The organism is Shewanella sp. KCT (genome assembly GCF_007636505.1).
Lineage (GTDB): Bacteria > Pseudomonadota > Gammaproteobacteria > Enterobacterales > Shewanellaceae > Shewanella > Shewanella halotolerans.
Window position 1 is genome coordinate 343,434 of record NZ_LVDJ01000002.1, and the last position, 12,568, is coordinate 356,001.

General features: G+C 57.3%; 7 protein-coding genes. 3 read left to right on the top strand and 4 right to left on the bottom strand.

The window, feature by feature from the left end:
- Positions 1 to 30 precede the first annotated feature (30 nt).
- Positions 31 to 3,723: a response regulator gene (locus AYI87_RS04315; protein ID WP_011864265.1), complete on the bottom strand. Its 3,693-nt coding sequence runs from the start codon at positions 3,721 to 3,723 to the stop codon at positions 31 to 33.
- A gap of 240 nt (positions 3,724 to 3,963) precedes the next feature.
- The gene (locus AYI87_RS04320; protein ID WP_144199915.1) at positions 3,964 to 5,358 is read right to left on the bottom strand and encodes a PhoH family protein; all 1,395 of its coding nucleotides are present in this window, start codon (positions 5,356 to 5,358) and stop codon (positions 3,964 to 3,966) included.
- A gap of 365 nt (positions 5,359 to 5,723) precedes the next feature.
- Between AYI87_RS04320 and rapA the strand changes: the two genes are divergently transcribed.
- Positions 5,724 to 8,630, top strand: a complete 2,907-nt coding sequence (rapA, locus tag AYI87_RS04325) for an RNA polymerase-associated protein RapA (RefSeq protein WP_144199917.1) — start codon at positions 5,724 to 5,726, stop codon at positions 8,628 to 8,630.
- Between the two features lie 131 nt (positions 8,631 to 8,761).
- Positions 8,762 to 9,646: a DUF3530 family protein gene (locus AYI87_RS04330; RefSeq protein WP_144199919.1), complete on the top strand. Its 885-nt coding sequence runs from the start codon at positions 8,762 to 8,764 to the stop codon at positions 9,644 to 9,646.
- Between the two features lie 33 nt (positions 9,647 to 9,679).
- Here the strand turns inward: AYI87_RS04330 and AYI87_RS04335 are convergent, their stop codons facing one another.
- Both AYI87_RS04335 and AYI87_RS04340 read right to left on the bottom strand, forming a co-directional pair.
- The gene (locus AYI87_RS04335) at positions 9,680 to 10,177 is read right to left on the bottom strand and encodes a YqhA family protein (protein ID WP_144199921.1); all 498 of its coding nucleotides are present in this window, start codon (positions 10,175 to 10,177) and stop codon (positions 9,680 to 9,682) included.
- A 172-nt stretch (positions 10,178 to 10,349) separates the two neighbouring features.
- Complete coding sequence (locus AYI87_RS04340) at positions 10,350 to 11,159, bottom strand: crotonase/enoyl-CoA hydratase family protein (RefSeq protein ID WP_144199923.1); 810 nt, start codon at positions 11,157 to 11,159, stop codon at positions 10,350 to 10,352.
- Between the two features lie 404 nt (positions 11,160 to 11,563).
- Here AYI87_RS04340 and AYI87_RS04345 point away from each other — a divergent pair, with 404 nt between their 5' ends.
- Positions 11,564 to 12,559: a response regulator gene (locus tag AYI87_RS04345; RefSeq protein ID WP_144199925.1), complete on the top strand. Its 996-nt coding sequence runs from the start codon at positions 11,564 to 11,566 to the stop codon at positions 12,557 to 12,559.
- Positions 12,560 to 12,568: the final 9 nt, after the last annotated feature.

A 12,568-nucleotide genomic window follows, 5' to 3' on the forward strand; every position in this document is an offset into this window, starting at 1 on the left:
CATATGTATAGAACTAGCGCACTTTCAAATTCAGTGACGCACTATCCACTGGGCCAGGGTGTCAAACAGCTCGTTGAGCACGATAGGCTTAGTGATGTGTGCGTTCATGCCCGCCGCCAGACTCTTCTCGCGATCCCCTGACATGGCGTGGGCCGTCATGGCGATCACCGGCAGTTCCTCCTTGGTGTAGCGCTTACGCAGCTCCTTGGTGGCCGTCAGACCGTCCATCACTGGCATCTGAATATCCATCAGCACGGCGTCGTACTGCTTGGCGTCCACCATATCCAGGGCCACCTGACCATTCTCGGCCACGTCCACCTCGTAACCCGCGCTCTTGAGCAGCTCGGTCGCCACCTGCTGGTTGATAAAGTTGTCTTCCACCAGCAGGATCTGCCCTGTGCCCGTGGCGTTGCCTTCCACCGGCAGCGCTGCCGCCGGATTGATCTTAGGCTTGTCGATGAAGGCGGCGATGATCTCGTCGAACAGGGCCGAGGCCTTGAACGGCTTCTGCAACATGGCGTAGATGTCGAGATCGTCCAGATCTTCCTTAAGCGGCTCCGAGGCATAGGCTGTCATCATGATGATCACCGGGCGTTTCTCCAGGCGGCCGTCGGCCACCATGGCATCCAGCGCCTTGATCACTTCGACCCCATCCATCTCTGGCATCATCCAGTCCAGCAGCAGGAGATCCACCGGCCTGTGTTCCAGCTTGTATAGCGCCTCGGCGCCGTTGGATGCTGTGTCCACATCGAAGTGGAAATCGCGCATGGCGGTAGAATAGATCTGCAGCGCCGTCGGGTTGTCGTCCACCACCAGCGTCTTCAGGTTACCGATCACCTCGGGCACGATAAGCGGTTTCACCTCGGCCTCTTCGGCGATCTCGAAGCTGATGGTGAAGCTGAAGGTACTGCCGACCCCCAGCTCACTCTGCACCTGCATGGTGCCGCCCATCATGGAAACCAGATGTTTACTGATGGAGAGGCCAAGACCCGTGCCGCCATACTTGCGGGTGGTCGAGCCGTCGGCCTGGGCGAAGGCGTCGAACAGGCTCTCCTGCTGCTCCTTGCTGATCCCTATGCCGGTGTCGCGCACCCAGAACTTGAGGGTGATACGGTGATCCCGCTCGCCCACATCTTCACAACCCAGCTCGATCTCGCCGCTCTGGGTAAATTTCACCGCGTTGCTGAGCATGTTGATCAACACCTGACCCAAACGCAGAGGATCCCCTTCGAGGATAAGCCCGGCGGTGACAGGTGCATACAGCAGCAGCTCGACCCCCTTCTCCTGCGCCTTGAGGGCGTTGAGATCCAGGGCGTGGTCCAGCACCTTATCCAGCGGGAAGGCGACCCGTTCCAGCTCCAGCTTACCGGCCTCGATCTTAGAGAAGTCGAGGATATCGTTGATGATGCGCAGCAGTGACTGGGCCGAAAAGCCCGCCTTGTCCAGGTAATCCGCCTGCTGCGGCGTCAACTGAGTGCGACTGGCCAGCTGCAACATACCGATAATGGCGTTCATCGGCGTGCGGATCTCGTGACTCATGTTGGCCAGGAACTCACTCTTATAGAGGTTGGCCGATTCGGCGTCCTGCTTGGCTTCCAGCAGCGCCACCTCGTTGCTCTTATGGCGGGTAATATCCTTGTGGGTACCCACCATACGCTTAGGCTGGTTATCCGAGGTGAACTCCACCACACGGCCACGGCTGAGCACCCAGTGGTACATGCCACTCTTGCCGCGCATACGGAATTCCACGTCGTAGGCGCCGATAGGATCCGCCAGGTATTGCTCGCGGTACTCCTGTACCCGGATGCGATCGTCCGGATGCACCAACTCGTCTATGGTAGAGACCAGGGCCGGGAATTCGTTGCTCTTATAGCCGAGCATAGAGTAGTAGGCCGGGTTACAGATGATCTGCTCCGAATCCAGATACCAGTCCCACAGGCCATCTTCTACCGCGTCCATCGCCAGGTGATAACGCTCCTCCGACAGCCTGAGCTGCTCGGCAGATTCATACTCTCTGGTCACGTCACGCCACACGGCAATCAGACCCAGCAGCTCGCCACGGCGGTTATAGAAAGGCAGCTTGAGGGTATCGAGCAGCACCGGCTTGCCCGCCAGCTCCACCTTCTCCTGATAGCGCAGCGGCGTACGCTCGGACAACACCCTCTCATCCTCGGCGCGGATCCGCATCGACTGCTCGTTACTGGTCATGGTCTGGGAGTCCTGGCCTATCATCTCGCTCTCGGTATATCCCAGCATGCGCTCGGCTGACTTGTTACAGCCCAGGTATTTACCCTCTTTATCCTTGAAGATGATCGCCTCGGGGATGGAATCCAGCAGGGATCGCAACAGGGCGTATTCCCGCTCACGCCGCTCAGTGGTCTCCTTGAGACGCTCGGTACGCCGCGCCACCAGGTTATCCAGGCGACGGTTCTGCTCCGCCAGGTGACGGGTATATTGCTGGTTCTCTTCGAAGATGCGACTCACCAGCTGGAACCAGGGCTCCCAGCCCTGGGTGATCTTGGCCGGTGGCTTGCGTGGCTCCTGAGAGCAGCCCTCCAGGTGCGACAGCAGGCGCGACGCCGGGTTAACGAAGGAGCGGCGGGTCTGCCAGTGCACTATGGTCACCAGCACAGACAGGGCGATCACCACCAGCAGGAAGGTCAGCTCCAGCTTCTCCCAGGAGTCCTTAAACAGCTCGTTCTCATCCTGCAGGTAGAGCAGGCGCCAGGGGGCGTTCTGCAGCGCCACCGAGTGGATATAGTAGCCGTTGCGCATGATCCCCTCGTGGGCATCGAACAGCTCAGACTCGGGCACTGAGTGCAGCGCCGAGGGGATCTTCTGGCTGATATGGAAGACGCGGTTGATGTCGGCGGCGTCGATATCGCTGTGGGAGAGAATGTTGTTCTGCTGATCCAGCAGGATAACCGTGCCCGGCATCTTGAAATAGAGGCGGATCTGCTTATCCAGTGAGGAGAGGGTCATGTCCAGGTTGATGGAGCCGATAAACTCATCTTCGAGATAGATGGGCACGCCGACCGTGGTCAACAGCCCCTTGCCGTTGGGCTCCACATAAGCGGGGCTCCAGGCCACGCTGCGCTGTGGGTTCATCGCCGGGGTGACCAGCTGGAACTGCTGCTTCTTCAGCAGCTCGTCACGAAAACGCTGCTCATCCGAGGGCCAGGGGTAGTAAGACATCATCCGATGTTTGGAGATGTAGTAGATAGAGGAGGCCTTGGGCGCCGCCTGTCTGGCGACCGGGAAGGAGAGGGAGAGCTCGAACAGCATCTCCAGCTCCTGATAAAACTTGTCGCTGCGGCCATTGAGCGAGCCCGCGCCCGTGATCCGCCCCATGTTGGTGAAGGGCTTGCCGCTCTGGGCATAGCTGGGCTCAAGGGTGAAGAACTGGCCGCTCTCGTTGAACTTCTCATACTGGGGCAGACGGTCGGTACGCACCAGCTCACCCAGACGCAGGTGATCCACCGCCACGTTGCGCAGGCTCTTCACCGCGCGGATACTGGATTCCAACAGGAGGTCGATCTGCAACACGTGACGCTCGACCAGCTCTTCGCGCTGATCCATCATCTGGGTCTTTTGGCGCTCGAAGAAGATCCAGGCCGTCAGCAACGCCATGATGATCACGCCGATATAGGTATAGAAAACCGCGCGATTGTAGTTTTTTTGAATCGGAGACTTAAGCTGTAAGTCCGGCTCTGTCGACTTCATTGATTACCTTTGAAAACAAGCATCTGCCCTTGGGCTAACCCGGGGCGGCGCATCATATTCTGCATATAGTATCAGGAAGCCAGCCCAATGGAATACAAAGGGGAGTCGCTTTTGCCAGAATGATCTCAGTCGTCAGGCTGGCACAGGGCCGGCGCATTGGCGCAGACCCACGAGATCGCCCTTACTTTAGACAAAAGACTCCGCCAGGGAGCCTTTTGCCATCGGTGGCCGCCTAAGCGGTTAGAGGTTTTCCTCGGCAAACTCTGCCAGGCGAGAGCGCACCACGCCGTTGAGGTAGACGTTGGCACTGCCGTCGAAGTTTTTAAAGCGCTCGACGATATAGGTGAGTCCCGAGGTCACCGCCGTCAGATAGTTAGAATCGATCTGCGCCAGGTTACCACTACAGATCAGCTTAGTCCCCTCGCCCATACGGGTGATCATCGTCTTGATCTGCGAGGCGGTCAGGTTTTGACACTCATCCAGCAGCACCACAGAGTTCTGAATCGAACGTCCACGCATGAAGTTGATCGACTTAAACTGAATGTTGGCCTTGTCCATGATGTAGTTCATGCTGCCACTGGGGTTAACGTCGTGCTTGTGCAGCACCTCCAGGGTATCGGTAATGGCCGCCAGCCAGGGCGCCATCTTCTCCTCCTCTGTGCCGGGCAGGAAGCCGATAGACTCGGCGATCTCCGGCGTGTTACGGGTCACTATCACCTTGTCGTAGAGGCCACGCTCCACCACCATCTCCAGGGCCGCCGCCATGGCCAGTAGCGTCTTACCACAGCCTGCGGGACCGGTGAGGATCACCAGATCGATATCGGGATCCAGCAGCGCCTGCATCGCCATCCCCTGATAGACGTTCTTGGGTTTGATGCCCCAGGCATCCAGGTTGAGCAGACGGTCACGGCCGAGATCCAATATCTCCAGCTCTTCGTCGTTGTTGCTCAGTACCCGGCCGCAGAAGTTGGAGTCTTCGTCGATAAGGTATTGGTTGGTATAGAAGTTCTCTTCACCCACCTCCTTAACTGGCACCCGGTGCACCGTATGGCGCCCCTGGGTCTCGGTATTGACATGTTCCTTGCGCGCCCAGAAATCGCCCTCAAACTGATGGAAGCCTTTGGTAAGGAAGCGAATGTCGTCGATCAGCTGGTCGGTGCGATAATCTTCGACCAGATTGATACCGGCGCCCTTGGCCTTGAGGCGCATGTTGATATCTTTGGTCACCAGCACCACATGGCGTGGGGCAAACTGATTCTGCAGATGCAGTGCTGTGTTGATGATGCGGTTGTCGTTGTTGTCGCCGGGCAGGGATGCCTGGGTAAATTCGAGTTGATGGTCGGGGAAGATAGAGAGGGAACCTACTGCGTCACCGTGTCCTTCACGTTTGGGCAAGGGCACCCCGCTGACAATCTCTTCTGGGGTGGTCTGCCCGCCGAGTATGTCTTCCAATGCGCGAATGGCGACTCGGGCATCTCGGCTAACATCTCGTTTCCTGTCTTTGATCTGATCCAACTCTTCAAGGACAGTCATGGGGACTACGACATCATGCTCCTTAAACGAATAGATGGCTAAGGGTTCATGCAGTAACACATTGGTATCCAGTACAAACAACTTCTTGTCGTCTTGTTCCATGGCGCCTCCACTTGTGCGTAGGGTGTTATATTTGTAGTCAAGCGAGCTGAGCGGGTAATTAGCCTCCTTCTCTGTCAGTATAGTGACGCGCAACAAAGCACTTAGGGATTAAATCCATACTGACACCAAAATCTCACGGCTTCAACGGAAACTTGTCCAGAAAATCGCCCGACCCAATTCGAGACTGGTGGCCTAAAATGACATTAAGATGACAAGGCGGGCGGCGGCGGATCCGATTGGATAATTTGTAATCTAATTAGTATTTTTAACGAGACAATTACGGGTCAGATATGTTCGACATCATAGTCTCGATTGGATAACATACGCGCCCTTTCGTGATTCACCCTGTAGATGAGAATTTGTAAATGCCCTTTTCCTTAGGTCAACGTTGGATTAGTGATACCGAATCGGAACTCGGTTTAGGTACTGTCATTGGACTCGAAGGCCGTATGGTCACCCTGATGTTCCCCGCCACTGACGAAAACCGCATGTTTGCCCGCGACGATGCCCCGCTAACCCGAGTGATCTATAACCCCGGCGATATCATTGAGAGTCACGAAGGATGGAGTCTTAAGGTCAGCGAGATCGAAGAGAAGAACCAGCTGGTGATCTACCACGGTATCCACACCGAGACCGGCGAAGAGGTCAGCCTCAGAGAGACGCTGCTTAACCACAATATTCGTTTCAACAAGCCCCAAGACAGGCTGTTTGCCGGCCAGATCGATCGTCTGGACAGATTTGGCGTGCGCTATCAGAGCCAGCTGCTGCGTCATAAGCTGGCCACCTCAGATCTGCTGGGCCTACAGGGTCCCCGCGTCGGCCTGATCCCCCATCAGCAGTGGATCGCCCATGAAGTGGGCCAACGCTTCGCGCCGCGCGTCTTGTTGGCGGACGAGGTGGGCCTGGGTAAGACCATCGAAGCAGGCCTGATCATCCATCAGCAGCTGCTGACCGGCCGCGCCGAACGTATCCTGATCATAGTGCCAGACACCCTACGTCATCAGTGGTTGGTGGAGATGCTGCGCCGCTTCAACCTGCGCTTCTCGGTGTTCGACGAAGACAGATGCGTCGAGGCCTACGCCGACCACGACAACCCCTTCTACACAGAGCAGCTGGTAATCTGTTCACTCGAGCTGCTGCGTAAGAAGAAACGCCTAGACCAGGCGCTGGATGCCGACTGGGATCTCATGGTGGTCGATGAGGCCCACCACCTGGAGTGGACCGAAGAGGCGCCGAGCCGCGCCTACCGCGTGGTCGAGGCCCTGAGTGAAGTGGTGCCCGGCGTGCTGCTACTGACCGCCACACCGGATCAGCTGGGCCACCAGAGCCACTTCGCCCGTCTGCGTCTGCTGGACCCGGACCGTTTCTACGACTATCAGGCCTTCCTCAAAGAGGAGGAGAGCTATAAAGAGGTGGCGAGCGCCGCCGATGCCCTGGCCAGCGGTAAGCGTCTGCCCGACGAGGCCGTTGCCAGCCTGACCGAGCTGCTCAACGAGAAAGATATCACCCCGGCGCTGCGACTGATTGAAGATGAGAGCGTCGATAATGAACTACGCGACCAGGCCCGCAGCGAGCTGCTACAGGAGCTGTTAGACAGACACGGCACCGGCCGTGTGCTTTATCGCAACAGCCGCGCCTCGGTGAAGGGCTTCCCGACCCGTATCTTCCATGCCCACCCGCAGACCATGCCGGCTCAGTATGAGACCGCCGCCAGGGTGTCTGACATGATGGGTGGCCAGACAGATCTGACCGCCAAGGTGAAACAGGCCCTGAGCCCAGAGAAGCTGTATCAGGCCTTCGAGAGCGATAGCGCCAGTTGGTGGAAGTTCGACCCTAGGGTCGACTGGCTGATCGATTTCCTCAAGAATCATCGCAGTAAGAAGGTGCTGATCATCGCCAGCCAGGCGGAGACCGCCCTGAGCCTGGAAGAGGCCCTGCGTACCCGTGAAGGGATTCAGGCCACCGTTTTCCACGAAGGCATGTCTATCATAGAGCGCGACAAAGCCGGCGCCTACTTCGCCCAGGAAAGCGGCGGCGCCCAGGCGCTGATCTGTAGTGAGATAGGCTCGGAAGGTCGTAACTTCCAGTTTGCCAGCCACCTGGTGCTGTTCGACCTGCCGCTGAATCCGGATCTGCTGGAGCAGCGCATCGGCCGTCTGGACCGTATCGGTCAGGCCAACGATGTCGAGATCCATCTGCCTTACCTGGCCAATACGGCCCAGGAAAACCTGATGAACTGGTACCACAAGGGACTGAATGCCTTCGAGCAGACCTGCCCTACCGGCCATATTCTGTTTAACGAGTTTTCCGAGGAGCTGCTGACCCAGCTGGTCTACCGTGACGATGACCAATTTACCCAGTTGCTTAACCACACCCAGAGCCGTTACAAGGCGCTGAAGAAGGCGATGGAACAGGGCCGCGACAAGCTGCTGGAGATCAACTCTCATGGTGGCGACAAGGCGCAGAAGTTAGTGGAGAGCCTAGCGGCCCGCGACCAGGATACCCAGCTGATAGGCTCTGTGATCCGCCTGTGGGACATCATAGGCGTCGAGCAGGAAGACAGCGGCGAGAATGCCATAGTGTTGCACCCGAGCGAGCACATGATGTTCCCGACCTACCCGGGTCTGCCGGAAGATGGCATTACCGTCACCTTCGACCGCGAGATGGCGCTGTCACGCGACGATATCGCCCTGATCACCCAGGAGCACCCGCTGGTGCAGACGGGGCTGGATCTGATCACCTCTTCTGAGACAGGCACCACCAGCGTCGCCGTGCTCAAGAACAAGGCACTTCCTGCGGGCACCATCTTCTTGGAGCTGATCTATATGGCCGATGCCTCGGCGCCGCGCTCGAGCCAGCTCTACCGCTACATGCCACCGACCCCGGTACGCGTGTTGCTGGACAAGAGTGGCAACAACCTGTCGCAGAATGTCAGCTACGAGAGCTTCGACAAGCAGCTGAGCGCGGTCAACCGTCATATCGCCAGCAAGCTGGTGAACGCCTCGCAGACCCTGCTGCATCCGCTGTTTGCCAAGGGTGAAGAGTTTGCCCAGGCAGCTATGAAGCAGCTGACCGAAGAGGCCAGCAACAAGATGACCCAGCAGCTCACCGCAGAGCTGGAACGACTGGAGGCCCTCAAGGCGGTCAATCCCAACATTCGTGACGAGGAGCTGGAGCACCTGAGAAATCAGATGGTCGAGCTGGGCAACTACTTAGATGCCTGTCAGCTGCAACTGGACGCCGTGCGTCTGGTGCTGGTCAGCCACGCCTAAGTCCAGCCACGCCTAATCTGCCCCACTGGCACCGACCCTGGTCGGTGCCAGCTTCTTCTGCATTTTGTCGCCAATGGCAAGCACTTAGGCTTATACTGACGCCATAGCCAAAGTAAACGCCCATGACTTAGATGCCGATGACTCTACGCTCCACACTGCTTAGCCTTTCCCTGCTCGCTCTGATGAGCCTGGCCCTCCTCCCGGCTATGGCCTCGGCCCAACGCAGTACCACACCGGATTATGATTACCTGCCACCTGCCGAGGTGGCAAAGATCACCCTGGGCGATGCTGAACAAGCTGTATTGGTGCGTCCCTGGCAGGGGCGAAATCAATATGGTGCGGCAGTCTTGTTAGGAGATTTAGGCGAGGATGCCGACCCAGAGGGACTGCTGGCGTTTCTCAGGCGCGAGCTGACACCCAAGGGCTGGGCGACCCTCAGCATAGGTGCGCCTCAGGGCGCGGCGCAGCCTAACCATATTACCGACGCAGGAGAGATCCCTAAGCCGGGTGAGCAGCAGCTTAGCCAGAAGAGTAATCAGAGCCTGCCCAAATACAGCCAGAAAGATTGGGCGGCACTAAGGGAACAACAGAAGACGGTGATGAGTCAGACCCTGGGGCAGCTCGACTCTCTCGGCAAGAGTTATCCGGGTAAACGCATACTGATAGTTACCGGCCAGAGCGCCGGCCTGGTTATCGAGATGCTGACAACTTCGGCGCTGCCGAGCCCAGATCTACTGGTGGTGATCAACCCTTATCTTGAACAGGATGAGGAGAATCGCGATCTGCCGGGCAAGCTGGCCAAGCTGGAGCTGCCGGTGCTGGATATTCAATCGCCGGACGGACTGCCCGCCTCCCTGGCGACCCAAAAGGCCCGCAAGGCACTCTCCCCCATGGGGGAACCGCTGCGTTATGAGCAGCAGCAACTGGCGTTAAACCTGGATCAGCCCAGCGCCTGGCAGGATGTGCTGACCCTGGTGCAGGGCTTCGCCCAGCGCATCCTGCGGGCCTATCCATAAAGCTTGGATATCTAGTCCCTTACTTCTTGTCTTTTACTTCTTGTCTTTACTCAGCATCAGCGCCAGGGCGATCAGCACGACGATGACGCCCATGTAGAGCAGCTCTAGCATTGAAGTGGGCTTCATCTCGGTAAAGTAAGAGAACACTTTAATGATCAACATCATAAGGATCACTTTACCCAGCTTACTCTTGAGCGAGTCTATGCTGCTGATCACCAAAATCTTGCCGCCGGCGACACTGTCTTCCGCCGCCTGCAGGTTACTGATAAACAGCTCATACAGGCCGAAGGCGAAGATGAGCAGCACAGAGCCCAGCAGGAAGGTATCTAAGATCTCGACCACCACCATCACAAGATCGTTGCGCACCTCGTAGCTGCCGGTCAGCACATAGTCCCACAGCAGGGCGACCATGTGGACCACGTCCTTCACCCCCATGATAAACACCACAAAGGCCGCCAGCACACAGGCAAACACCCCTATCATCACAGAGAGGCGGCTACTCCAGAGAAATCGTTCGAACCCTTGTCGCATTATCATGCTTTCCTTAATCAAAAATTTGGCAGCAGGATACTAGCGAGCCTCAGGGGCTTAGTCGCGCCAGGGGAGGCGGAGTGTGAAGCGGATCACATTGAAAATGTGTTTATGTCTCATTCGGTTAGCGGCGACATCTCAATGTCGCCGACCTTACCGATAAGGGTTCTGGTTAGCGCCACCATGGCTGACGCAGCCGGTAGCGCCGCTCGGGATCTTTGGTCTGACGCAGGGCGGCTATCACCCGATTCTTACCTAGCAGCAGACGTACCTGGCTCAGGGATTCCCGCGCCAGCAGGCTACGCTCACCGGCACGCCAACTCTTGTTGATGCTGAACTTGATCGCAGCGTTAGCATCGGGGGAGGTGTTCGCCAGCCTCAAGGCCAGCGCCTCGGCGGCCTCGCGCGGCGCCTCACTCACCTGGGTCACCAGGCCATAGGCCTTGGCCTGCTCGGCGTCGATCACCTCGGCGGTCATGGTGAGCTGCATGGCCACATCCTTACCCACCAGCTCTCGCAGGCCGACCAGGCCCGCCATGTCGGGTACCAGGCCCCACTTGGCCTCCATGATAGAGAGGCGGCAGTCTGGCGCGGCGATACGCATATCGGCCCCCAAGGCTATCTGAGTGCCACCGCCATAGCAGATCCCCTCGAGCACGCAGATCACAGGCACGGGCAGGCGGCGCCAACCGATGGAGACTCGCTGCGCCAGGTTGGCATTGCCCGGCAGCCATTTAAACAGCAACTTAAACGCCTGCATGGGCGACTTCATCACGCTGGCCACATCCAGACCGGAGCAGAAGTTACCGCCACTGCCACTGAGGATCACCGCCCGCACGTCTCTGCGCCTGGCGATAACCTTCTGCACCTTCACGATAGAGTCGAACAGCGCATAGTTGAGGGCGTTGTACTTTTCCGGCCGTGACAGTTCCACCCAGGCGATGCCTTCGGCTATGGTCAGGGTGACGTGGGGATGTTGCATTCCTTTACTCCTCAATCGCTGCAGTTAATCTCTGCTACTGGTCAGTCCAGAAGGAATGTAACACATTTGGCAAATATCCCTAAAAGATATAACATAAGTCCGTTTTTTGACTGGCGTCAAAATATTGCCAACAGAGCGTTTACGGTTGTTAATCAAGCTGATAGATAATAACCTTTGGACAAAGCTTGTCATTTACCTGCGCCGACACACCAGACGACCCGACCTGGATGTCTGGGATTCGGGTAGATGCCCCGGCAAAGAGACCAACTGTAAGTCCACTTAAAGCCTGTCGTTACCACAGACAAAACCGATGAAAACTGCCTCAAGACGAAGCTTTTAGCCACCAAGCAAGTGATTTGGTGTTATCTTCTAATAATGAAGGCAGATTAGGATGTTATAACTAGATGTCGATTCCCGTACTCATATGCGATGACTCCGCACTCGCTCGCAAGCAGATGGCCAGGACCCTGCCCAAGGAGTGGGATGTCGAGATCACCTTTGCCAATAATGGTGCCGAAGGTATCGAGGCGATCAGGGCTGGCAAGGGCGAAGTGGTCTTTCTCGATCTCAACATGCCAGTCATGGATGGTTACGAGGTACTGGAGACGATTCAGAAGGAAGATCTACCCGCCCTGGTGATCGTGGTCTCCGGCGACATTCAGATCAAGGCCCACGAGAAGGTGAAGGCCCTGGGCGCCCTGGACTTTATTCAGAAGCCGGTGAGTGCCGATGCCATCAGCAACATACTCCAGGAATACGGCATACTCACCATAGCTCTGGGGGAGCAAGAAAACGACAACCCCATGATAGAGGTGGATCTGCGCGACGCCTGTCAGGAGGTCGCCAACGTGGCCATGGGCCGCGCCGCCGATCTGCTGGCCAAGCTGCTGGATGTCTTCGTACTGCTGCCCATCCCTAACGTCAACGTGCTGGAAGTCAGCGAACTCACCATGACCCTCAAGGCCACCGAGCGCTACAGCACGGTATCGGCCCTGTGCCAGGGCTTTATCGGCGCGGGCGTGGCCGGCGAGGCGCTTTTGCTGTTTCACGACTCCTCCTTTCAGGATATGGCCAAGCTGATGGGACTGGCTAATCCCGAGGATGCCAACACAGAGATAGAGGTGATGATAGACACGGGCAACGTGCTTATCGGCGCCTTCCTCAGTGGTATCTCGGAGCAGCTGCACATGAAATTCAGCCAGAGCCATCCCGTGGTGTTGGGGCGTCACTGCACTGTGAATGACCTGATTCACGACAACTCGGAGAAATGGTCCCGCACCCTGGCGATGGAGATCAACTACCGCATCGAAGGCCATGATATTCAATGCGATCTCCTGCTGCTGTTTACCGAAGACTCTTTGCCGACGCTTAACTATAAGCTGGGCTACCTGCTGGATTAAGTTGGACCA